At 70.7% G+C, this 21977-nt stretch carries 21 protein-coding genes; 13 read left to right on the top strand and 8 right to left on the bottom strand.

What is annotated here, in order from left to right; genetic code table 11:
• Window positions 1-109 precede the first annotated feature (109 nt).
• Genes OHB49_RS21470 through OHB49_RS21460 form a run of 3 tightly spaced genes read left to right on the top strand, consistent with a single transcriptional unit; the run spans window position 110 to window position 2959 of the window.
• Complete coding sequence (locus OHB49_RS21470) at window positions 110-1561, top strand: DUF2252 domain-containing protein (protein ID WP_329162267.1); 1452 nt, start codon at window positions 110-112, stop codon at window positions 1559-1561.
• A 59-nt stretch (window positions 1562-1620) separates the two neighbouring features.
• Complete coding sequence (locus OHB49_RS21465) at window positions 1621-2556, top strand: J domain-containing protein (RefSeq protein ID WP_329162265.1); 936 nt, start codon at window positions 1621-1623, stop codon at window positions 2554-2556.
• Window positions 2557-2614: 58 nt separating this feature from the next.
• A complete protein-coding gene (locus tag OHB49_RS21460) occupies window positions 2615-2959 on the top strand; it encodes a rhodanese-like domain-containing protein (RefSeq protein WP_030930368.1) in 345 nt (114 codons plus the stop codon).
• 57 nt (window positions 2960-3016) lie between these two features.
• Here the strand turns inward: OHB49_RS21460 and OHB49_RS21455 are convergent, their stop codons facing one another.
• From OHB49_RS21455 to paaA, 6 genes are all read right to left on the bottom strand, one after another.
• Entirely contained in the window at window positions 3017-4213 is a 1197-nt protein-coding gene (locus tag OHB49_RS21455; protein ID WP_329162263.1) for an acyl-CoA dehydrogenase family protein, read from the bottom strand.
• Window positions 4214-4350: 137 nt separating this feature from the next.
• Window positions 4351-5409, bottom strand: a complete 1059-nt coding sequence (locus OHB49_RS21450; RefSeq protein ID WP_329162261.1) for a 2Fe-2S iron-sulfur cluster-binding protein — start codon at window positions 5407-5409, stop codon at window positions 4351-4353.
• Window positions 5410-5916 carry a 1,2-phenylacetyl-CoA epoxidase subunit PaaD gene (gene paaD / locus OHB49_RS21445; protein WP_329162260.1) on the bottom strand — a complete coding sequence of 169 codons (507 nt, stop codon included), beginning with the start codon at window positions 5914-5916 and terminating at the stop codon, window positions 5410-5412.
• Window positions 5910-6611, bottom strand: a complete 702-nt coding sequence (paaC, locus tag OHB49_RS21440) for a 1,2-phenylacetyl-CoA epoxidase subunit PaaC (protein ID WP_329162258.1) — start codon at window positions 6609-6611, stop codon at window positions 5910-5912. Before paaC ends, paaD begins: the two co-directional genes overlap by 7 nt.
• Window positions 6608-6898, bottom strand: coding sequence for a 1,2-phenylacetyl-CoA epoxidase subunit PaaB (gene paaB / locus OHB49_RS21435; RefSeq protein ID WP_030972485.1), 291 nt, complete (start codon window positions 6896-6898; stop codon window positions 6608-6610). Before paaB ends, paaC begins: the two co-directional genes overlap by 4 nt.
• Window positions 6895-7941, bottom strand: coding sequence for a 1,2-phenylacetyl-CoA epoxidase subunit PaaA (gene paaA / locus OHB49_RS21430; RefSeq protein WP_030972486.1), 1047 nt, complete (start codon window positions 7939-7941; stop codon window positions 6895-6897). The genes paaB and paaA overlap by 4 nt, the downstream gene beginning before the upstream one ends.
• Before the next feature lie 115 nt (window positions 7942-8056).
• Here paaA and OHB49_RS21425 point away from each other — a divergent pair, with 115 nt between their 5' ends.
• The 3 genes from OHB49_RS21425 to OHB49_RS21415 are packed head-to-tail and all read left to right on the top strand — an operon-like array spanning window position 8057 to window position 10808.
• Window positions 8057-8833, top strand: a complete 777-nt coding sequence (locus OHB49_RS21425; RefSeq protein ID WP_030972488.1) for a DUF5819 family protein — start codon at window positions 8057-8059, stop codon at window positions 8831-8833.
• Entirely contained in the window at window positions 8830-10065 is a 1236-nt protein-coding gene (locus tag OHB49_RS21420) for an HTTM domain-containing protein (protein WP_329162254.1), read from the top strand. The genes OHB49_RS21425 and OHB49_RS21420 overlap by 4 nt, the downstream gene beginning before the upstream one ends.
• On the top strand, window positions 10062-10808 hold the full coding sequence (locus OHB49_RS21415; protein WP_329162252.1) for a TrmH family RNA methyltransferase: 747 nt from the start codon (window positions 10062-10064) through the stop codon (window positions 10806-10808). The genes OHB49_RS21420 and OHB49_RS21415 overlap by 4 nt, the downstream gene beginning before the upstream one ends.
• A gap of 93 nt (window positions 10809-10901) precedes the next feature.
• Here the strand turns inward: OHB49_RS21415 and paaN are convergent, their stop codons facing one another.
• Window positions 10902-12602 carry a phenylacetic acid degradation protein PaaN gene (gene paaN, locus OHB49_RS21410; RefSeq protein WP_329162250.1) on the bottom strand — a complete coding sequence of 567 codons (1701 nt, stop codon included), beginning with the start codon at window positions 12600-12602 and terminating at the stop codon, window positions 10902-10904.
• A gap of 123 nt (window positions 12603-12725) precedes the next feature.
• Here paaN and OHB49_RS21405 point away from each other — a divergent pair, with 123 nt between their 5' ends.
• Window positions 12726-13319, top strand: coding sequence for a TetR/AcrR family transcriptional regulator (locus OHB49_RS21405; protein WP_030972496.1), 594 nt, complete (start codon window positions 12726-12728; stop codon window positions 13317-13319).
• A gap of 166 nt (window positions 13320-13485) precedes the next feature.
• Here the strand turns inward: OHB49_RS21405 and OHB49_RS21400 are convergent, their stop codons facing one another.
• Entirely contained in the window at window positions 13486-13992 is a 507-nt protein-coding gene (locus OHB49_RS21400) for an Lrp/AsnC family transcriptional regulator (RefSeq protein WP_030972498.1), read from the bottom strand.
• Between the two features lie 264 nt (window positions 13993-14256).
• Here OHB49_RS21400 and pdhA point away from each other — a divergent pair, with 264 nt between their 5' ends.
• From pdhA to OHB49_RS21370, 6 genes are all read left to right on the top strand, one after another.
• A complete protein-coding gene (gene pdhA, locus OHB49_RS21395) occupies window positions 14257-15420 on the top strand; it encodes a pyruvate dehydrogenase (acetyl-transferring) E1 component subunit alpha (protein ID WP_030972499.1) in 1164 nt (387 codons plus the stop codon).
• On the top strand, window positions 15417-16445 hold the full coding sequence (locus OHB49_RS21390; protein WP_329162245.1) for an alpha-ketoacid dehydrogenase subunit beta: 1029 nt from the start codon (window positions 15417-15419) through the stop codon (window positions 16443-16445). Before pdhA ends, OHB49_RS21390 begins: the two co-directional genes overlap by 4 nt.
• A complete protein-coding gene (locus OHB49_RS21385; protein ID WP_329162243.1) occupies window positions 16445-17845 on the top strand; it encodes a dihydrolipoamide acetyltransferase family protein in 1401 nt (466 codons plus the stop codon). Before OHB49_RS21390 ends, OHB49_RS21385 begins: the two co-directional genes overlap by 1 nt.
• 65 nt (window positions 17846-17910) lie before the next feature.
• Complete coding sequence (locus OHB49_RS21380; RefSeq protein ID WP_329162242.1) at window positions 17911-18759, top strand: NTP transferase domain-containing protein; 849 nt, start codon at window positions 17911-17913, stop codon at window positions 18757-18759.
• A gap of 305 nt (window positions 18760-19064) precedes the next feature.
• Window positions 19065-20756, top strand: a complete 1692-nt coding sequence (locus tag OHB49_RS21375; RefSeq protein ID WP_443079665.1) for a molybdopterin molybdotransferase MoeA — start codon at window positions 19065-19067, stop codon at window positions 20754-20756.
• Window positions 20714-21847, top strand: a complete 1134-nt coding sequence (locus tag OHB49_RS21370; protein WP_030972504.1) for a potassium channel family protein — start codon at window positions 20714-20716, stop codon at window positions 21845-21847. The genes OHB49_RS21375 and OHB49_RS21370 overlap by 43 nt, the downstream gene beginning before the upstream one ends.
• Window positions 21848-21977 lie beyond the last annotated feature (130 nt).

Below are 21977 nucleotides of genomic sequence, written 5' to 3'. Positions count from 1 at the left end.
CTGCCTCGGTTTTCCACAGGGGCAGACGCCTGTCGGCGGACGGCGGTACCGTCGTCCGCAGTTGATGTTGGACAAGGACGCCGGTCGAGGGCGGGGGAGGCTGCGTGCCATGGATCAGTTCGAGGCGACGGTGCCGGTACAGCGGGCCGTGACGGATGGTCCGCGCATTCCGGTCGTGCCCGGGTTCGCACGGCGCGCGGCCGTGGCGGAGCAGAGTGTGCCGCAGTCGCCCCGAGCGTCGGGCAAGGCGTTGCGTGACCGGGCGCCCAGGGCCTCGCACGACTCCCTTGTCCTTCCGGCCGGCCGGCCGGACGCGGTGCAGGCGGTCGAGGAGTCGAACCGGGGCCGCGTTCCCGGCCTCGCGTCGATCCGGGTGGGGCGGATGGCTGCCACGCCGTTCGCGTTCCTGCGGGGCTCGGCCGGGCTGATGGCCCACGACCTGATGGGCACACCCGTGACGGGGGTGGGCGCTCAGCTCTGCGGCGATGCGCATGCGGCCAACTTCGGGCTGTACGGCGATGCTCGGGGCAGCCTGGTCATCGATCTGAACGACTTCGACGAGACCGTGTTCGGCCCGTGGGAGTGGGACCTGAAGCGGCTCGCCACGTCGCTGGTGCTCGCGGGGCGCGAGGCCGGGGCGGACGAGGACACCTGCCGCCAGGGTGCGTACGACACAGTGGGCGCGTACCGGCGGACGATGCGGCTGCTGGCCAGACTGCCCGCTCTCGATGCCTGGAATGCCATCGCCGATGAGGAGCTCGTCTCGCACACGGATGCGCGGGATCTGCTCGGCACACTGGAACGGGTCTCGCAGAAAGCCCGTAACAACACCAGCGCCCGCTTCGCAGCAAAGTCCACGGAGGAGTCCGAGGACGGCGGACGCCGCTTCGTCGACGCACCGCCGGTGCTGCGACGGGTGCCGGATGCGGAGGCCGCCGCGGTGGCGGCGGGGCTCGGCGACTATGTGAGCACGATCTCGGAGGACCGGGTGCCGCTCCTCGCCCGGTACGCGATCCACGATGTGGCGTTCCGGGTGGTCGGCACGGGGAGCGTCGGCACCCGGTCGTACGTCGTGCTGCTGCTCGACCACCGGGGCGAGCCGCTGGTGCTGCAGGTGAAGGAGGCGCGGCCGTCCGCGCTGGCGCCGTATCTGCCGGCCGTCGGGTTCGACGTGCCGGAGGTGGCGCACGAGGGACGTCGGGTGGTCCTCGGGCAGAAGCGGATGCAGGTCGTCAGCGACATTCTGCTGGGGTGGGCGACCGTGGACGGTCGGCAGTTCCAGGTGCGGCAGTTCCGGAACCGCAAGGGCAGTGTGGACCCGGTGGCCCTGACGGCCGACCAGGTCGACGACTACGGGCGGATGACGGGTGCGCTGCTGGCGCGGGCCCATGCACACAGCGCCGACCCGCGGCTGATCGCGGGGTACTGCGGGAAGAACGACGAGCTGGACGAGGCGATGGCGGACTTCGCGGTGACGTACGCGGACCGTACGGAAGCGGACCATGCGGAGTTGGTGCGGGCCGTCGGTTCGGGGCGAATAGCGGCCGAGCTCGGGGTATGAGGGGCGGTTCCGCCGACCGCGCGTCCTCGGGGCGTGGGGCTGGGCCATACGCTGGACGGGTGACCCACGAAGCCGCCGGGGTGCCGACCACCCGGAACGACGATGACCGGCAGGACAACGACCGGCAGCACGAGCAGCACGAGCAGCCTGGCCGCAGGGCCGACGAGGGTGCGGGCGCCGGCGCGGATACCGATGCGGATGCCGGCAGTGCTGCTGATGGGGCGCGCCCCGAGGCGCGGCTGGCGAAGGCTGTGCGGGTGGCGGAGCAGGCGCTGATCGAGTTCGAGATCGCCGTGGAGACCTTCCGGGTCGAGGTCGAGAACTTCTCCCGGCTGCACCACCAGAAGCTCGGCCCGATGTACGCCCGCCTCGACGAGCTCGATGCGCAGATCGCGGAGGCCCGGGCCGCCAGGACCGGTGACCCGGAGGACCTGCGCAAGGCGCAGGAGGCGCGGGCGCTCGTGATGCCGATGCCGGGTGTCGAGGAGCTCTTCCACGACTGGATCGACTCCGACGGGTTGTCCCCCGAGGCGTCGGCCATGCTGACCGAGCAGCCGGTCCGGCCGCCCAAGCGGGTTCGGCCGACCGAGGAGGCGCGCAAGCTCTATCGCGAGCTGGCACGCAAGGCCCACCCGGATCTGGCCCAGGACGAGACGGAGCGGGCGCGCCGGGACGAGTTCATCACGCGCGTCAATGCCGCTTACGGGCGCGGGGACGAAGTGCTGCTGAAGGAGCTGGCGCAGGAGTGGGCTGCCGGACCGGCCACGCAGCGGGCGGAGCTCAGCGAGAGTGAGGAGCTCTACGCCCGGCTGGACTGGCTGACCCAGCGCAAGGAGCTGCTGACGGTCCTTGCGCAGGAGCTGGAGGAGAGCGCGATCGGGGCCATGCTCCGGATGGCGCCCGACGACCCCGACCGGCTGCTCGACGAGATCGCCGAGCAGCTGCTGGGCGAGGTCTCGCAGCGCGAGGCGGAGCTTGCGGGGCTGGTGCAGTAGCGTTTCCGGTGACTCTGGAGCGTGACTCCGGAGCGTACGCACGAGAGAAGGCATGACCATGAATTTCGCTCCGCTGCCCTCGGTGGATGTCGCGGCGGTGCCGTCGGACGGTCTGGTGCTGGACGTCCGGGAGAACGACGAATGGGCCGCCGGGCATGTCGAAGGTGCCCTGCACATTCCGATGAGTGACTTCGTCGGACGCTTCGGTGAGCTGACCGAAGCCGCCGAGGACGGTCGGCGCGTGCATGTGATGTGCCGGGTGGGTGGCCGGTCCGCCCAGGTCACCCAATACCTGGTGCAGCAGGGCATCGACGCCGTGAACATCGACGGCGGAATGCTCGCCTGGGACGGTGCCGGACGTCCGATGGTCACCGACAACGGCACCCCGGCCTTCGTTCTCTGACCCGGCCGGGGTCCCATCTGGTCCGCCCCGGATGGTCCGGGGCCGGGCCCGTGGTTCTCAGCCGAGGGGATGAGCGGCCAGCAGGTCGCCCAGTGCTTCCTCATGCGCCGCCGCCGGGCCGAGCGAGAGCTCGATCTGCTTTGCCCAGGCGTGGAAGCGGTGCAGCGGGTAGTCGGTGTCCGCACCGAAGCCGCCATGCAGATGCTGTGCCGTCTGCACGATCCGGCGGACGCCGTCCGAGGCCCAGATCTTCGCCACGGCGATATCACCCGCGACGGGCAGCGCGCCGGCTGTACCCGTGGAGATCCGCCAGGCCGCCTGCCAGAGTGTGACTTCCATGGCCCGCAGATCGATGTACCGGTCGGCCGCCTGGACAGCGACGGACTGGAACGTCGCGATGGGGACTCCGAACTGCTCGCGTTTTCCCGTGTATTCGCTCGTCATGGACAGCACTGTCTCGCCAAGTCCCAGTGCGAGGGCGCAGGTTCCGGTGATGAGCAGGGCGCGTAGCCACTCCCAGGCTCCCGGGGTGCCGATCAGTGCGCGGTCCTCGATCCGTACCCCGTCGAGCCGTACCTCGGCGAGCAACTCGCCGCTGGTGGAGACCTGTTCGACCAGTGTGACGCCTTCGGCGGTGCGGCATACCAGGGCAAGTACGGTGTGGCCGTCGGCTGTGTGGGCGGGCACGGCGATCCAGTCCGCGGAGTGGGCCCACGGCACGCCTGACTGCACCCCGTCGAGTACCCAGGCCGAACTGTCGCTGCCGTGGCCGGCGTCGCTGCTGTCGTTACTGCTGGACCGGTCGTTCTTCCCGTTGCTGTCCCGGAGGGCGGTGACGGCGAGTTCGGCCGGGTCGTGGCCGGTGCGGCCGTTGGCCCCGACGGTGAGGACCAGCTCGCCCCGGCCGACGCGGGGCAGCAGTTCGGCGGCCAGACCGGGATCACCGTCGCGTTGGAGGGACATCGCGACCGCGCAGGTCTCCAGCAGCGGTACTCGGGCGAGCACCTTGGCCGACTCCCGCAGGACCAGGCAGAGCGCGACCGGATCGAGCCCGGCCCCGCCGTGCTCCGGCGCCAGCGTCAGGCCCAGCAGGTCACCCGCGGCCAGCTGGGCCCAGAGGGGGCGGTCGACGTCCTCGGCCACCGCTCCCGGGGTGAGAGCGGGGCTGGGCACGCCGTCGGGCTCGACGCCCGAGAAGACCGCCCTCGCTGCCTCGACGGCTGCCTGCTGCTCCTCGGTGAAGGTGAAGTCCACTGCCCTGGCCTCCTGCGAACCGCTGCGCTCGTACTCGGACCTGACGGGTCGTCAAGATAGAACAGGTTCTACAAGAAGGGAACAGCAGAGAGGAGGAGGGCAGACGGAGAGGGCAGCGGACTGAGGATCCGCTGGTGTCAGCGGTCGAAGTCGAGCTCCACCTCCGGTGTGACCGGATGCGACTGGCAGGCCAGCACATAACCAGCCCCCGTCTCTTCCGGTTCCAGCGCGAAGTTGCGGTCCATCCGGACCTCGCCGGAGACCAGGAAGGCTCTGCACGTCCCGCACACCCCGCCCTTGCAGGCGTACGGCGCGTCGGCACGGCTGCGCAACACCGTCTCCAGCAGTGATTCGCCGTCCCGGACCGGCCAGCTGCCTGAGCGGCCGTCCAGCCGCGCGGTCAGTCTGCTGTGCGCGGGCGCCTCGACGCGGGTGCGGGTGGTCGTGGCCGGCCCGTCGTCGACGTGGAAGATCTCCTGGTGGATACGGGTCCGGTCGACGCCGAGGCCGTGCAGTGCGCCTTCCGCCGCCAGGACCAGACCGAACGGCCCGCACAGGTACCAGCCGTCCACCTCTCCCACCGAGAGCAGCGCGGGAAGCAGCCCGGTCAGTCGCTCCCGGTCGAGCCGGCCGGACGGCAGACCGGCCTGCTGCTCCTCGCGGGAGAGCACTGTCACCAGCTGGAACCGGTCCGGGTAGCGGTCCTTGAGGTCGGCGACCTCGTCCAGGAACATCGTCGAGGCCGCGGTCCGGTCGCTCCGGATCAGACAGAACCGGGCCGCGGGCTCCCTCGCCAGCAGTGTCGACGCGATCGACAGCACGGGGGTGATGCCGCTGCCGCCGACGATCGCCGCGTAATGCCCGGCGCGCGGCGTGAGCACGAAGCGTCCCATCGGAGGCATCGCATCGACCTGGTCGCCGACGGCGAGCTCCTTGAGGGCGTATGTGGAGAACGCACCGCCGTCGACCAGCCGGATGCCCACCCGCAGAGCCGGATCGGCCGGCGCCTCGGTGGCCGGGGCGCAGATCGAGTACGAACGCCGGATCTCCTCGCCGTCGACCGTGTAACGCACGTTGAGATGCTGGCCGGGCTCGTGGCGGAAGGTCTCGCGCAACTCGGTCGGCACCGTGAAGGTGACGGCCACCGAGTCGTCGGTCAGCCGCTCGATCGCGCGGACCCGGAGCGGATGGAACATCTACAACTCCTTGAAGTGGTCGAACGGTTCGCGGCAGCTCACGCAGCGGCGCAGCGCCTTGCAGGCTGTGGAGGAGAACCGGCTCAGCAGCTCCGTGTCCGTGGAGCCGCAGTGCGGGCAGCGCACGGACAGGGCGAGCGGCACCGGACCGCCGGACGGGCCGGCGGCGTCGTGCGGGCGCGGCGGCGCTATACCGAACTCGGCGAGCTTGCGCCGTCCTTCCGCGCTGATGTCGTCCGTCGACCAGGCCGGTGCGAGGACGGTGACCACGGAGACCTCCGGTATCCCGTGGTCGTGCAGCACCTGCTCGATATCGGCGGACATGGCCTCGATCGCCGGGCAGCCGGTGTACGTCGGGGTGAGGCGGACCGTGACCTTGCCGGGGCCGAGCACGTCCACCCCGCGGAGCACTCCCAGCTCCTCCAGGGTCAGGACGGGCAGCTCGGGGTCGGGCACGGACCCGGCGAGCATGCGCACCTCCTCCTCCAGCAGCGTCCCGGTCACCATGACGCTCCCGGGTGGCTGCGGTGCAGGTGCTGCATCTCGGCGAGCATCCGGCCGAAGGGTTCCGTGTGGATGCCCTGCCGTCCCGCCCCGGCCGTCCAGGCCCCGGACTGCGGGCCGGCCGGTACGGTCAGCGTTGCCTGCTCCAGCACGCCGGTGACGGTCGCCAGCCAGCTGTTCTGCAGCGACTGCCAGTCGATCTCCACGCCCTCGACCGGCTGGAACAGCTCACCGGTGAACCGCCACAGGGCGTCCACCCCGTGCTGCATCCGCTGGTGGCTCTCCGCCGTCCCGTCGCCGAGCCGGAGCGTCCAGTGCTCGGCGTGGTCCTGGTGGTAGGCGACCTCCTTGACGGCCTTCGCCGCCAGCCCGGCGAACTCTCCCTCCCCGGCTGCCAACTGCTCGTACAGCCCCCGCTGATAGACGGAGAAGTAGAGCTGACGGGCGATGGTGTGGGCGAAGTCGCCGTTGGGCTGCTCGACCAGCTGGACGTTGCGGAACGCCCGCTCCTCGCGCAGAAACGCCAGCTCGTCCTCGTCCCCGGCGAGCGAGAGCAGCACCCGGGCCTGCCCCAACAGATCGAGGGCGATGTTGGCGAGGGCCACATCCTCCTCCAGGACGGGCGCATGGCCCGCCCACTCCCCCAGCCGGTGCGCCAGCACCAGCGCGTCGTCGCCGAGGGCGAGGGCCGCGGTCACAGGTGCTTCACCCCTTCCGGGATCTCGTAGAACGTCGGGTGCCGGTAGGGCTTGTCACCGGCCGGTTCGAAGAACGAGTCCTTCTCGTCCGGCGAGGAGGCCGTGATCTCCGTGGACGGCACCACCCAGATGGAGACGCCCTCGGAACGGCGCGTGTACAGATCGCGGGCGTTGCGCAGAGCCATCTCGGCGTCCGGCGCGTGCAGGCTGCCCGCATGGGTGTGGGAGAGGCCGCGCCGCGACCGCACGAACACCTCCCACAGCGGCCAGTCCGTCGAGCTGCTCATGCCGTCGCCTCCGCGGTCGGTGTCGGTGTGGTGTGCTTTTCTGCGTGGTGCTTCACGGCGTACGCAGCCGCCGCGTCCCGTACCCAGGCGCCCTCTTCGTGTGCCCGGCGCCGCTGGGTGAGGCGCTGTTCGTTGCACGGGCCGTTGCCCTTCAGAACCTCCTGGAACTCTGTCCAGTCGATCGGCCCGAAGTCGTGGTGTCCACGCTCCTCGTTCCACCGGAGGTCCGGGTCCGGGAGGGTGAGCCCCAGCGCCTCGGCCTGCGGGACACAGATGTCGACGAACCGCTGCCGCAGCTCGTCGTTCGAGTGCCGCTTGATCTTCCAGGTCATCGACTGCTCCGAGTGCGCCGACGCGTCGTCCGGCGGGCCGAACATCATCAGGGACGGCCACCACCAGCGGTTCACCGCGTCCTGGGCCATCTCGCGCTGCGCCGGGGTGCCGCGGCCGAGGGTGAGCAGCAGCTCGTACCCCTGGCGCTGGTGGAAGGACTCCTCCTTGCAGATGCGGACCATGGCCCGGGCGTACGGACCGTACGAGCAGCGGCACAGCGGCACCTGGTTGGTGATTGCGGCGCCGTCCACCAGCCAGCCGATCGCGCCGACATCCGCCCAGGTCAGCGTGGGGTAATTGAAGATCGACGAATACCTCTGGCGGCCCGCGTGGAGTTTGTCGAGCAGCTCTTCGCGGCTCGTCCCGAGGGTCTCCGCCGCGCTGTAGAGATACAGCCCGTGTCCTGCCTCGTCCTGCACCTTGGCCATCAGGATCGCCTTGCGGCGCAGCGAGGGGGCGCGGCTGATCCAGTTGGCCTCGGGCTGCATGCCGATGATTTCGGAGTGGGCATGCTGGGCCATTTGCCTGACCAGCGAGGCCCGGTAGGCGTCCGGCATCCAGTCGCGCGGCTCGATGCGCTCGTCGGCTGCCACCGCGGCGTCGAACGCGGCCAGCTGGGCACCGTCGGCCCCGTCGGGGCCGCCTGCTGCCGCCTGCACCGTCCCTTGCGCCTTCGCCTGCGTTGTCTGGTCCGCAGTCACTGCCGCCATACCGGGCTCCCTACCGACCGATCGTTCGGTTCAATGACTTCAATGGTGAGTCGGCGGCCCGTAGGGTGTCAACCCTGTGGATAACTGACCGGGGATCGACGGGGATCGGGGCGGGATGGATTCGTACGACGACAGGCGTGTCGGAGGCGGGAACGGAAGCGTCGGGCCGGAGGCGGAGCGGCGCGAGGACGCGCCGTTCGACACCGGCCGGGACGTCGGTTCCGCCGCAGCGCCCGCGCCTCTCCGTTCCGGTGTCTCCGGTCTGTCTCTTCCGTACCAGATCGGTGCCGTGGTCGCGCTGTCGATCATCGGGCTGATCGCCTGCACGCATCTGGCCATGGTGTTTCTGCACGTCGCCCCCTCCAACACCCTGACCAAGCAGCACGGCAAAGTGGTCGACGACTGGGTCTATCCCGAGTTCGAACAGAACTGGAAGCTCTTCGCGCCCAATCCGCTGCAGCAGAACGTCGGCGTGCACGTCCGGGCCGAGATAGCCGGCGCCGACGGACGCCGCACGACTCCCTGGATGAGCCTCTCCGGCGAGGACGGCAAGGCGATACGCAGCAATCTCCTCCCGAGCCACGTCGATCAGAACGAGCTCCGCCGTGGCTGGGACTTCTATCTCAACTCCCACGACACCGAGAACCGTCCGAACGGCCTGCGTGGCGAACTCGCCGAGCGCTATATCCGCCGCATCGTGATGCTCCGCCTGAGTGAGCACGACTACGGCGGCACAGTCGAGCGCATCCAGGTCCGCTCCGAAGTGCGCTCCGTCCCGGCGCCGCCGTGGAGTACGGAGAAGATCAGCACCAGGCCGAACTATCGGGTGCTGCCGTGGTGGACCGTCACCCCCGCCGACCTTCCCGAGAGCGCCAAGGAGGCGGACAAGTGAGCACGCCTTCCCCCGACCGCACGCTCGCCCGCGGTGTCCAGCGCATCACGTCCTCGGCCCTCGGGCCGTACCAGAGCGCTGTCATCCGGATCGGTTTCTCCGTCACTTATCTGCTGTTCCTGCTGCGTGAGCTGCCGCACCGCCACGAGATGTACGGCCCCGACTCCCCGTGGAGCTGGGGTATGGCGAAGCAGCTCATATCGGGCAACGAAGCCTTCTCCGCGCTCCTGTGGTCGGACAGCACCCTCTGGTTCGAGCTCGTCTATGCGGTCGCCCTGCTGTCCGCCGCGCTGCTGATGGTCGGCTGGCACACCCGCGCGATGTCCGTCCTGTTCATGGTCGGTGTGCTCTCGCTGCAGAACCGCAGCATTTTCCTGGGCGACGGTGGCGACAACGTCATCCATCTGATGGCGATCTATCTGGTGCTGACGCGCTGCGGGCAGGTCTGGTCGCTGGACGCGCGGCGAGCGGCGCGGAGAGCGGCCCCTGAAGGGGCCGGCGCCGGTCGGCCGGTGCGGAATGTGGCCGGGGCGGTCCTCTGGGTGGGGCTCGGCCTGGTTCTCGTGGCGGGCTCGGTGGCCGACGGCTTCGGCGGCACCTGGTGGCTGCCGGCCCTGTTCTGGGTGCTGTGGATCGGCCACGGGCTCTGGTGGGCCGTGAACCGCTACGCACCGCGGAGCGAGCCGCGCATTCTGCTCGATGTGATCGCCAACCTCGTCCACAACGCCACGCTCGTCGTGATCATGGCCGAGGTCTGTCTGATCTACGCGACAGCGGGCTGGTACAAGATCCAGGGGTCGCGGTGGCAGGACGGCACGGCGCTGTACTACCCGCTCAAGCTCGACTACTTCACGCCCTGGCCCGAGCTGTCCGGCATCCTCGCGTCCAGCGGTGTGATGGTCATGATCCTGACGTACGGCACGGTCATCGTGCAGGTTGCCTTCCCCTTCACCCTCTTCAACCGGCGCGTCAAGAACGTCCTGCTCGTCGCCATGATGTGCGAGCACGCCGGCATCGCCCTGCTGCTGGGTCTGCCCTTCTTCTCGATGGCGATGATCGCCGCAGACTCCGTCTTCCTGCCGACGGTCTTCCTGGTCTGGCTGGGCGGCCGGGTGACGCTCGGGCGGCAGCGGCTGTTCTCGGGCGCGGCCCGGGTGCCCGGGCAGCGGCGCAGCGGCGAGGAGGAGGCCCCGCAGCACAGCGGAAGCGGTGGCCATACGCTCGTCGGGTGAGCAGCGATACCGGCAGCACCGGCCCTACCAGCAGTAGCAGCAGTCCCAGCAGCGCGGATCCGTCGAACGCAGCCCTTGCCGTGGGTGAGCCGTCCGTGGAGCCGATGCAGTACGACGACGGGTTCGGGGCGGAGATCGGTGTCGGGCCGCATGCGCTGCCCTGGCCCGTGGGCGAGCGGTACGACCCGGAGCTGCTCGCCCACGGCGACCGGCGCAATGTCGGCGACGAGTACCGCTACTGGACGCGGGAGGCGATCGTCGCCGATCTGGATCTGCGTCGGCACGACTTCCATGTGGCGGTGGAGAACTGGGGCCACGACTTCAACATCGGGTCGGTGGTGCGCACCGCGAACGCCTTCCTCGCCAAGGAGATCCACATCGTCGGCCGGCGGCGCTGGAACCGGCGCGGTGCGATGGTCACCGACCGGTACCAGCATGTGCGGCACCATCCCGACACGGCGGATCTGACCGCCTGGGCGGCGGCCGAGGGGCTGCCGATCATCGGGATCGACAATCTGCCGGGGGCGGTGCCGCTGGAGCGGACCGAGCTGCCGCGCCGATGTGTGCTGCTCTTCGGGCAGGAAGGGCCGGGGCTGACGGAAGAGGCCCGCAAGCACGCGGCGATGGTCTGCTCGATCGCGCAGTTCGGCTCGACGCGGTCGATCAACGCGGGGGCTGCGGCGGCCATCGCCATGCACGCGTGGGTGCAGCGGTACGCCGACATTCCGGAGCCCGGGGTCTGAGGCGGCGGGGGCACCGGAGCCAGGGGGTTCTGCCTGCCCCCTGGCTCCTGCTCCTGCGCCCCCAGCGCCGGAAAGACTGAACGCGGCCCCTTGCTAGGCCTGGCGGCGGACCTCCACCATGCGGAAGCGGTTCGAAACGAACGCCCCGTCGCACAGGGCGGCGTTCGCCGCAGGGTTGCCGCCCGAGCCGTGGAAGTCGGAGAAGGCCGCCGTCTGGTTGACGTACACCCCGCCCGTCAGGTTCAGCGAGAGCTGGGCCGACTCCTCCAGGCAGACGTCCTCCACCGCGCGCTCCACGTCCGGCGAGGTCGTGTACGCGCCGACCGTCATCGCGCCCTTGTCGCGGATCGTGCGGCGCAGCAGGTCCACCGCGTCCGCCGTCGAGTCGACCGCGACCGCGAAAGCTACCGGTCCGAAGCACTCCGCGAGACAGGCCGCCTCGTCGTCCGGCTTGGTGCCGTCGAGCTTGACGACGAGCGGGGTGCGGACCACCGCGTCCGGGAACTCCGGGTTGGCCACCTCACGCGATGCCAGGGCGACTTCTCCCAGTCCGGCCGCCGCCTCCAGCCGGGCCTTCACCTCAGGGTTGACCAGCGCACCGAGCAGTGCGTTGGCCCGGGCGTCGTCGCCGAGCAGGCCGGTGACCGACGCGGCGATGTCACCGACCACCTCGTCGTACGTCTTGTCGCCGGCGTCCGTCGTGATGCCGTCGCGGGGGATCAGCAGGTTCTGCGGGGTGGTGCACATCTGGCCGCTGTACAGGGAGAGGGAGAAGGCCAGATTGGCCAGCATGCCCCGGTAGTCGTCGGTGGAGTCGACGACGATCGTGTTGACCCCGGCCTTCTCCGTGTAGACCTGGGCCTGGCGGGCGTTGGCCTCCAGCCAGTCGCCGAAGGCGGTGGATCCGGTGTAGTCGATGATCCTGATCTCGGGTCGGACCGCCAGGGTCTTGGCGATGCCCTCGCCCGGCCGCTCGGCGGCCAGACAGACCAGGTTGGGGTCGAAGCCCGCCTCACTCAGCACGTCGCGGGCCACCTGCACCGTGAGCGCGAGGGGAAGCACGGCGCGCGGATGCGGCTTCACCAGGACGGGGTTACCGGTGGCGAGGGAGGCGAAGAGGCCCGGATAGCCGTTCCACGTGGGGAAGGTGTTGCAGCCGATCAGCAGCGCGATGCCGCGGCCCGCCGCGATGAACGACTTGTGCAGCTGGAGCGGGTCGCGCTTGCCCTGGGGCTTGGACCAGTCCGCGGTCCGCGGGGTGCGGGTCTGCTCCTCGTACGCGTACGTCACCGCTTCCAGGCCACGGTCCTGGGCGTGCGGGCCGCCCGCCTGGAACGCCATCATGAAGGCCTGCCCGCTCGTGTGCATCACGGCGTGGCCGAACTCATGGGTGCGGGCGCTGATCCGCGACAGGATCTCCAGACAGACCAGGGCCCTGGTCTCGGGCCCTGCCTCGCGCCAGGCGGCCATCCCTGCACGCATCGCCGGAAGCAGCACGTCCAGATCGGCATGCGGATATTCGACGCCGAGCTCCGGACCGTAGGGAGAGATCTCCCCGCCCGTCCAGCCGTCGGTGCCCGGCTGGCCGAGGTCGAGCCGGGTGTGCAGCACGGCGTCGAACGCGGCCTTGCCCTCGGCAGCGCTCAGGCTGCCGGGGGCGCCGCCGTCGCCGTACGCCTTCGGATGCTCGGGATGCGGGGACCAGTAGGCGCGCGTACGGACCGCGTCGAGGGCCTGGTCGAGCGTGGGGCGGTGCTTCTCGGACAGCAGTTGCGGGGAGAGCTCGGCGGCCATGACGGACCAACTCCTCATCGAGCTGGGCAGGGACGGGCGGACAGAGTTAGAGTAACCGAACGATCGGTCGGGACAAGGGGGCCCACGGAACCTGTGGACAACTCGTAGGGGAGGATCGCGGACATGACCACGGCCAAGCGGGACACGTACACCCCGGAGACTCTCCTCACCGTCGCCGTCCGTGTCTTCAACGAGCGCGGTTACGACGGCACGTCGATGGAGCACCTGTCCAAGGCAGCGGGCATCTCCAAGTCGTCCATCTACCACCACGTCGCGGGCAAGGAAGAGCTCCTGCGACGTGCGGTCAGCCGGGCGCTGGACGGGCTCTTCGGGATTCTCGACGAATCGGGGGCGAGTCGGGGACGCGCGATCGAGCGGGTCGAATACGTCACCCGCCGTACCGTCGAGGTGCTGATAGCCGAACTGCCCTATGTCACGCTGCTGCTGCGCGTGCGGGGCAATACGACGGCCGAGCGCTGGGCCATGGAGCGAAGGCGCGAATTCGACCAGCGCGTGGCCGAGCTGCTGAAGGCGGCGGTCGCGGACGGTGATCTCCGCTCCGACGTGGACATACGGCTGGCGACGAGGCTGCTCTTCGGGATGGTCAACTCCCTGGTGGAGTGGTACCGGCCGCAGCCGGGCGGCGGCGGCGAGGGGGAGCAGCTGGCGGACACGGTCGTTCAGCTGGCATTCGAGGGGATGCGTTCCAGCCGCTGAACCGCACACGGCCGGACGGGGAGGACCACCACCCTGCTCAACGGCTGCCCTCCTGCGAATGCCTGCCTTCCTGAGCTGCAGTGATGCTTGCCGCCGTGCCGCCGTGCCGCCGTGCCGCCGTGCCGCCGACCGGTGGCGGCACGGGCGCGGCTGCGCGTGATCCGCGCTAGCTGAGTTCGGTGGGGCGGTCCGGCCCCGGGCCCAGGTCGGTCTCCTCGAACACCAGGAGGGTGCGGGTGGAGAGCACCTCCGGGATGGCCTGGATCCTGGTCAGGACCAGTTCGCGCAGCGACCGGTTGTCCGGGGTGTGCACCAGCAGCAGTACGTCGAAGTCGCCGCTGACCAGCGCGATGTGCGTCGCGCCCGGCAGTGCCTGGAGCTGCTCGCGCACCGTCCGCCAGGAGTTCTGGACGATCTTGAGCGTGATGTATGCGGAGGCTCCCTGCCCCGCCCGCTCATGGTTCACGCGCGCGCTGAAGCCGCGGATCACTCCGTCGTCGATGAGCCGGTTGATCCGGGCGTAGGCGTTGGCGCGCGACACATGGACGCGGTCGGCCACCGACCGTATCGAGGCACGGCCGTCCGTCTGGAGCAGCCGGAGGATGTCGCGGTCGATGGCGTCGAGCGGGCGCGCGGGCGGAACCTGGCCGGGGTCCTCGGCCCCGTCGGCCATTTGTTCAGCTGCCATGTCCCCGTGCCTCCCTGCCTTGGACGACCTGTCCCTATCCCAGGCTGTGGAGAACCGTTTGTCCACAGGCTGACGGTGCCTGTAGCCAAAATGCGCTCGCGACCGAACAATCGGTAGGTGAGGCACACCACATCCGCGCCTCGGACAGTGCTCGACATTTCGACGTATTCAGCCACCCCTCGATATCGGGCGACCCCTCGATATCGCCAGACGCTGCTCGATATCCCTCGATGCCAGGAGGTGCTTGTCATGACGGTCCAAGAGCTGCCCGGCGCGGCCGCCTACCGGCCCACGCCGCCCCCGGCCTGGAAGCCGCTCACCGACCCCGCGCCGCTGCTCCCGGACCCCGAGCCGTACCGCGTGCTCGGTACGGACGCCGTGGCCGACGCAGACCCCGAGCTGCTGCTGCGGCTCTACGCCGAGCTGGTGCGCGGTCGGCGGTACAACGCCCAGGCCACCGCCCTCACCAAACAGGGCCGGCTCGCCGTATACCCGTCCAGCACCGGACAGGAGGCCTGCGAGATAGCTGCGGCGCTGGTGCTTGAGGAGCGCGACTGGCTCTTCCCCAGCTACCGCGACACGCTCGCGGCGGTGGCGCGCGGCCTCGACCCGGTCGAGGCACTGACCCTGCTGCGTGGTGACCGGCACACCGGTTACGACCCGCGCGAGCACCGCATCGCCCCGCTCTGCACCCCGCTCGCCACCCAGCTGCCGCACGCCGTCGGCCTGGCCCACGCGGCGCGACTCAAGGGGGACGACGTGGTGGCGCTCGCCATGGTCGGCGACGGCGGGACCAGCGAGGGCGACTTCCACGAGGCACTGAACTTCGCGGCCGTCTGGCGGGCCCCGGTGGTCTTCCTGGTGCAGAACAACGGATTTGCGATCTCCGTACCCCTGGCCAAGCAGACGGCGGCGCCGTCGCTGGCGCACAAGGCGGTGGGGTACGGCATGCCGGGCCGGCTGGTCGACGGCAATGACGCGGCCGCCGTGCACCAGGTGCTCGGCGAAGCGGTGGCGCGGGCCCGGGCGGGTGGCGGCCCGACCCTGGTCGAGGCCGTGACGTACCGGATGGACGCGCATACGAACGCCGACGACGCCACGCGCTACCGCGGTGAGAGCGAGGTGGAGGCGTGGCGGGCGCACGACCCCATCCAGCTTCTGGAGCGGGAACTGACGGCCCGCGGGCTGCTCGGCGAGGACGGGATCGAAGAGGCGCGCGCCGCTGCGGAGCGGATGGCGGCCGGGCTGCGTGAGCGGATGAACGCCGATGCGGTGCTCGACCCGATGGACCTCTTCGCCCATGTCTATGCGGAACAGACCGCGCAGCTGCGGGAGCAGGCGGCCCGGCTGCGGGTGGAGCTGGACGCCGAGCAAGGCCAGGACGGTACGAGCGGTGCGGGGGACGGCCGATGACCACGGCGGCGATGGCCGGCGAGCAGACGGACAGGGCCAAGCCGGCCACCATGGCGCAGGCTCTCGGGCGTGCGCTGCGTGACTCGATGGCCGAGGACCCGACGGTGCACGTCCTCGGTGAGGACGTCGGCACGCTCGGCGGGGTCTTCCGGATCACCGACGGGCTGGCGAAGGAGTTCGGCGAGGACCGCTGTACGGACACGCCGCTGGCCGAGGCGGGCATCCTCGGTGCGGCGGTCGGCATGGCGATGTACGGGCTGCGGCCTGTGGTGGAGATGCAGTTCGACGCATTCGCCTATCCGGCGTTCGAGCAGCTCATCAGCCATGTCGCCAAGATGCGGAACCGGACCGGGGGGGCCATGCCGCTGCCGATCACGGTGCGGGTGCCGTACGGCGGCGGGATCGGCGGGGTCGAGCACCACAGCGACTCCTCGGAGGCCTACTACATGGCGACGCCGGGCCTGCACGTCGTCACGCCGGCCACGGTCGACGACGCGTACGGGTTGCTGCGGGCCTCGATAGCCTCCGACGATCCGGTGGTCTTCCTGGAGCCGAAGCGGCTGTACTGGTCGAAGTCGGCATGGTCGCCGGAGGCGCCGGTGGAGGTCGAGCCGATCGGGCGGGCCGTTGTCCGCCGTCCCGGGCGCAGCGCGACGCTGATCACGTACGGGCCGTCCCTGCCGGTCTGCCTGGAAGCCGCCGAGGCGGCCGTCGAGGAGGGCTGGGATCTCGAAGTGGTCGATCTGCGTTCGCTGGTGCCGTTCGACGACGAGACGGTCGCCGCTTCGGTGCGGCGTACCGGTCGCGCGGTCGTCGTTCATGAGTCGTCCGGGTTCGGCGGCCCCGGTGGGGAGATCGCAGCTCGCATCACCGAGCGATGCTTCCACCACCTGGAGGCGCCGGTGCTGCGGGTCGCCGGGTTCGACATCCCGTATCCGCCGCCGATGCTGGAGCGGCACCATCTGCCGGGCGTGGACCGGGTGCTCGACGCGGTCGCGCGGCTGCAGTGGGAGGCGGAGAGCTGATGCCACAGGTGCTCGAATTCAAGCTGCCCGATCTCGGCGAGGGACTGACCGAGGCGGAGATCGTCCGCTGGCTGGTGGAGGTCGGCGACGTGGTCGCCATCGACCAGCCGGTCGTCGAGGTCGAGACGGCCAAGGCGATGGTGGAGGTGCCGTGTCCCTACGGGGGCGTGGTGACCGCACGCTTCGGCGAGGAGGGTACGGAACTTCCGGTCGGTTCACCGTTGTTGACGGTGGCTGTGGGATCCGCGGAGGGCGACCTTCCCGGGGATCTCTCCGGCAAGGGCGCCGACGGGGCCGAGTCGTCCGGCAATGTGCTGGTGGGGTACGGGACGGGGGCGCCGGCGGCGAGACGCCGGCGGGTGCGGCCCGAGGCGATTTCGGCTGCCGCAGGGCAGGTGGCGGAGTCGGCCCCGGTGTCTGTGATGGCTCCTGCTCCGGCCCCGGTTCCGGTCCCTGCGCCGGTTCCCGATGAGGCGTCGGGGCCCGTGGCGGTTGTCTCTCCGTTGGTACGGAGGCTGGCGCGGCAGCACGATCTCGATCTGCGGCAGTTGACGGGGTCGGGACGCGACGGGCTGATTCTGCGGGCCGATGTCGAATCCGCGATCAGGGCCGCGGCGAACGGGACGGCGGTGGCGCCGTCGGTGCCGGTCCCGGTGTCGCCCCTTGCCTCGGGGCCGGCGCCGGTGTCGGCCTCGGTTGCCGGGGAGCGGATTCCGTTGCGCGGTGTACGGGGCGCGGTCGCCGACAAGCTGGCGCGCAGTCGGCGTGAGATTCCCGATGCCACGTGCTGGGTCGACGCGGATGCCACCGAGCTGATGGCTGCCAGAGCCGCGATGAACGGCGCCGGTGGTCCGACCGCGGGGCCCAAGGTGTCGGTGCTCGCCCTGCTGGCCCGTATCTGTACGGCGGCCCTGGCCCGGTTCCCCGAGCTCAACTCCACGGTGGACCTGGAGGCCCGGGAAATCGTGCGGCTGCCCGCCGTCCATCTCGGCTTCGCGGCCCAGACGGAGCGAGGGCTGGTCGTCCCTGTCGTACGGGATGCGCAGTCCCGTAACGCGGAGTCGATCGGCGCCGAGATCGGTCGGCTGACCGAGGCGGCCCGGACGGGCAAGCTGACGCCGGCGGAGCTGACCGGCGGCACGTTCACGCTGAACAACTACGGGGTGTTCGGGGTCGACGGGTCGACGCCGATCATCAACCACCCCGAGGCGGCGATGCTGGGTGTCGGCCGGATCGTGCCCAAGCCGTGGGTGCACCGGGGCGAGCTGGCCGTGCGCCAGGTCGTCCAGCTCTCGCTGACCTTCGACCACCGGGTCTGCGACGGCGGCACGGCGGGCGGCTTCCTGCGATACGTGGCCGACTGCGTGGAACAACCGGCGCTGCTGCTGCGCACGTTGTAGGAGGAAGACGAGGAGGGAGAGGGCGGGGAGGTTCGACAGGGGCGTATGGCACGCATACTCGAGGCATGACCGCGTATGACGCCATCGTTCTTGCCGGAGGGGCCGCCAAGCGCCTCGGGGGTGCCGACAAGCCGGCCGTTCGGGTCGGTGGCCGGGCACTGCTCGACCGGGTGCTCGCGGCCTGCACCGATGCCGCCACCACTGTCGTGGTGGGCGGTCGGCGGCCCACCCCGCGCGCTGTGACCTGGACACGCGAAGAGCCGCAGGGCGGGGGCCCGTTGGCGGCACTCGGCGCCGGGGTACGGCATACGAGCGCGGAGCGCGTGCTCGTACTCTCCGCCGACCTCCCGTTCCTGGGGGAGAGCACGGTCGAGGCGCTGCTGGCCGCCGCCGGGCACGGGGGCCGCGACGGGGCCCTGTGCGTCGATCAGGACGGCCGGGACCAGCCCTTGGTCGCGGTCTACCGCGCCGAACCGCTCCGCCGCGAGCTGGCTCTGCTCGCCACCGAGCACGGTGGTCTGGCCGGACTGCCGCTGCGGTTGCTGACACACGAACTGGACCTCGCCCGCGTCGAGGCGGGTCCGCTCGCCTCGTTCGACTGCGACACCTGGGAAGACATTGCCACAGCCCGGGCCCGTATCAGAGAGCATGGGACCGTGCTGGACGAATGGATCACCGCAGTCAAGAACGAACTGGGCATCGAACTCGACGTCGACACCGGCGTCCTGCTCGATCTCGCCCGCGATGCCGCCCACGGTGTCGCCCGGCCCGCCGCGCCCCTGACGACGTTTCTGGTCGGGTACGCGGCGGCGAAGGCGGGTGACGGCGGGGGCGGACCCGAGGCGGTGGCAGAGGCTGCTCGCAAGGCGACCGCGCTCGCCCTCCGCTGGGCGGACGAGGCCGAGACGCCATGACGGCGTACCAGCGCAGGGCCGAAGGCGGCCCGGCGGCGGAGCGGGCACCGGGGCCTGTGCCGGATCCGGGGAGCAGGCCTCCGACGGCTGAGCATGCCGCCGCGGGCACTCCGCCGGAAGACGCTGTGGCCTGGGCGGTCGGGTTGACCAGCGCCGAGAGGGAAGCCGGTGCCGTCGAGCAGACCCGCTCGACGGAGGCGGGCCGGGTGGCCGGGGTGGCTCACGGCGATGAGCAAGCCCCGGTAGCGGAGGTGACCCGTGCTGCCGATGTGCCCCGGGCGGCCGACGTGACCCGTACTGCCGATGTGCCCCCGGCGGCCGACGCAGCCCATGCCGCCGAGCAGGCCCGCGCCGCCGACGCAGCCCATGCCGCCGAGGAGGACCGTGCCGTCGATCAGGCTCTTGCGCTGGTTGCGGGGCAGTCCTCGCGTGAGCCTCGATTCGTGGCTCAGTCGCAGCCCCAGGTCAGGGCCTCGGTGCAGAGCCCCCGACAGAGCGCTGGTGAGACTTCCGGTCAGAGCACCGAACACGGACCCGGCCCCAGCCTCAGCGCCGGTAGTTCCGGGGTCAGTCCTCGCCAGAGTTCTGACTGCAGTCCCGGGCACAGCGATGACCGGAGCCCCGGTCACAGCCTCGACCGGAAGCCCGGCAACGGTACCGGTCACGATTCCGGCCGGAGTTCCGGTCTGGCCCCCGCTCGGGACCGGCGCGGACAGGCGACCGCCTGGCGTGAGGCCCGTGCTCTCGCCGCGCGGGCCGGGCGCGGTGCCGCCCCCCGTACCCAGCGGCTCTCCCTCGACCGGGCTCTCGGACACGTGCTGGCTGAACCCCTGGCCGCGCTCACCGATCTGCCGTCGTTCGACACGTCCGCCATGGACGGCTGGGTCGTCGCCGGACCTGGCCCCTGGGCTCTCGGCAGGAGCGAGAGCGGGAACGGAGAGCTGGGCATCCTCGCCGGGCACAGCGCCCCGGCCCCGCTCCCCGACGGTGAGGGCGTACGGATCGCCACAGGCGCCCGCATCCCGGCGAATGCCACTGCCGTGATCCGGAGCGAACACGCCCATGTGGACGAGGCCAAGGGGCTGTTGTACGCACAACGGCAGGTGGTCCCCGGGCAGGACATCCGTCCGCGCGGCCAGGAGTGCCGTTCCGGTGATCAACTGCTGCCCGCCGGGATCCTGGTGACGCCGGCTGTCCTCGGGCTGTCCGCCGCTGCCGGATACGACGAGTTGGTGACGGTCCCCCGCCCGCGCGTCGACGTCCTCGTCCTAGGGGACGAGCTGCTCACCGCGGGTCTGCCGCACGACGGGCTGATCCGGGACGCTCTGGGCCCCATGATCGGACCCTGGCTGCGGGCCCTGGGCGCCGAGGTCTCCGCCCCGCGCCGTCTCGGCGACGACGCGGAGGCGCTTCAGCACGCCCTCACCACCTCCGAGGCGGACCTTGTCATCACCACCGGGGGCACTGCGGCGGGTCCGGTCGATCATGTCCACCCGGTCCTGGCCAAGATCGGTGCCGGGCTGCTGGTCGACGGCGTCGCCGTACGCCCCGGCCACCCGATGCTGCTGGCCCGGCTGCCTTCCGGTGGCCCGTATCTCGTCGGGCTGCCCGGCAACCCGCTCGCCGCCGTCTCCGGTCTCCTCACGCTCGCCGAGCCTCTCCTGCGTGGGCTGGGCGGCCGCGCACCGGAGGAGCCGTACCGGGTCGTCGTACGCGACGAGGTGCACGGCCACCCGCACGACACCCGCTTGGTCCCCGTCGTCCATCGGGTCGGATCGGCTCAGCGTGCCGGCAGCCCGGCCGGTAACGAGGCGGGTGCCGGCGTCGAGCACGTAGTGCCTCTGCACTACAACGGCCCGGCCATGCTCCGCGGGATCGCCGCCGCCGACGGGCTGGCCGTCGTACCACCGGGCGGGGTACGGTCCGGCACCCAGGTGGAGATCCTCGATCTGCCGTGGGCCTCGGCGACGCCGTGGACGGAAGGGTGTTTCACGTGAAACTTCCCGGCCACGACGCGATGGCCCGGCGGGTCGACGAGCACCTCGTGCCCACCCGGATCCTGCTTCCGCGCCGAGTCGTCGACCGGCCTCTCCGGCAGGTCGCCAAGCGGCTGTTGATGGCGATACTGGTCCTGGCCGCCACGGTGCTGATCGTCTGGCTCGACCGTTCCGGCTACCACGACGACGCCGATGGCTCGGTGGATCTGCTGGACGCCGTCTACTACTCGACGGTCACCCTCTCCACCACGGGGTACGGCGACATCACCCCGTACAGCGACAGCGCACGGCTGACCAATGTGCTGCTCGTGACACCGCTGCGCGTGCTCTTCCTGATCATTCTGGTCGGCACCACCCTGGAGGTCCTGACGGAGCGGACCCGGGAGGACTTCCGGCTGAACCGTTGGAGAACCAACTTGCGTGACCACACAGTTGTCGTCGGTTTCGGCACCAAGGGCCGGTCGGCGATCCAGACGCTCTGTGCCACCGGTCTGAAGAAGGAACAGATCGTGATCGTCGACCCTGCGACCAAGGTGATCGAGTCCGCCAACGCCGAGGGGTTCGTGGGTGTCGTCGGGGATGCGACGCGCAGCGATGTGCTGTTGAGGGCCGAGATCCAGAAGGCGCGGCAGATCATCATCGCCACCCAGCGCGACGACACGGCGGTGCTGGTCACGCTGACCGCGCGGCAGCTCAATCGCGGCGCGAAGATCGTTGCTGCGGTCCGCGAGGAGGAGAACGCTCCGCTGCTGCGGCAGTCCGGCGCCGACGCCGTGATCACCAGCGCCAGTGCGGCAGGCCGGCTGCTCGGCCTCTCCGTCCTCAGTCCCAGTGCGGGCACGGTGATGGAGGATCTCATCCAGCAGGGCACCGGCCTCGATCTTGTCGAACGGCCGGTGATAAAGGCCGAGGTCGGCAAGAGCGTCCGGGAGACCGACGATCTGGTCGTGAGCGTGCTGCGCGGCCATCGGCTGATCGGTTACGACGATCCGGCGGCCAGTCCGCTGCAGTTGACGGACCGCCTGATCACGATCGTGCGTGTCTCGGGCAGCGCCCCGCCACTGAATACGCCGCGCCCGCAAGGGGCGTGACAGTCTGGTGACTCGCCCGCGGTGAGTCGCGCGTGGTTCGGACGGAAGGCGGGCAACGTGTCGTCCGCCTCGGACGGCAGGCGACCCCGACGTGTCGTAACCCCGCCGCCGACCCGTTGCGCCGCCGCCA

The organism is Streptomyces sp. NBC_01717 (assembly GCF_036248255.1).
Taxonomy (GTDB): domain Bacteria; phylum Actinomycetota; class Actinomycetes; order Streptomycetales; family Streptomycetaceae; genus Streptomyces.
The sequence above is the reverse complement of the archived record's forward strand: the minus strand, read 5'-3'. Positions and strand labels throughout refer to the sequence as shown.

Bases quoted from the DNA above. Each gene is read 5' to 3' on its own strand.
- OHB49_RS21385 (WP_329162243.1), top strand. From the start codon at position 16,445: ATGCCACAGGTGCTCGAATTCAAGCTGCCCGATCTCGGCGAGGGACTG.
- OHB49_RS21460 (WP_030930368.1), top strand. From the start codon at position 2,615: ATGAATTTCGCTCCGCTGCCCTCGGTGGATGTCGCGGCGGTGCCGTCG.
- OHB49_RS21450 (WP_329162261.1), bottom strand. From the start codon at position 5,409: ATGTTCCATCCGCTCCGGGTCCGCGCGATCGAGCGGCTGACCGACGAC.
- OHB49_RS21380 (WP_329162242.1), top strand. From the start codon at position 17,911: ATGACCGCGTATGACGCCATCGTTCTTGCCGGAGGGGCCGCCAAGCGC.
- OHB49_RS21405 (WP_030972496.1), top strand. From the start codon at position 12,726: ATGACCACGGCCAAGCGGGACACGTACACCCCGGAGACTCTCCTCACC.
- pdhA (WP_030972499.1), top strand. From the start codon at position 14,257: ATGACGGTCCAAGAGCTGCCCGGCGCGGCCGCCTACCGGCCCACGCCG.
- paaA (WP_030972486.1), bottom strand. From the start codon at position 7,941: ATGGCGGCAGTGACTGCGGACCAGACAACGCAGGCGAAGGCGCAAGGG.
- paaB (WP_030972485.1), bottom strand. From the start codon at position 6,898: ATGAGCAGCTCGACGGACTGGCCGCTGTGGGAGGTGTTCGTGCGGTCG.
- OHB49_RS21400 (WP_030972498.1), bottom strand. From the start codon at position 13,992: ATGGCCGACGGGGCCGAGGACCCCGGCCAGGTTCCGCCCGCGCGCCCG.
- OHB49_RS21390 (WP_329162245.1), top strand. From the start codon at position 15,417: ATGACCACGGCGGCGATGGCCGGCGAGCAGACGGACAGGGCCAAGCCG.
- paaN (WP_329162250.1), bottom strand. From the start codon at position 12,602: ATGGCCGCCGAGCTCTCCCCGCAACTGCTGTCCGAGAAGCACCGCCCC.
- paaD (WP_329162260.1), bottom strand. From the start codon at position 5,916: ATGGTGACCGGGACGCTGCTGGAGGAGGAGGTGCGCATGCTCGCCGGG.
- OHB49_RS21425 (WP_030972488.1), top strand. From the start codon at position 8,057: ATGGATTCGTACGACGACAGGCGTGTCGGAGGCGGGAACGGAAGCGTC.
- OHB49_RS21470 (WP_329162267.1), top strand. From the start codon at position 110: ATGGATCAGTTCGAGGCGACGGTGCCGGTACAGCGGGCCGTGACGGAT.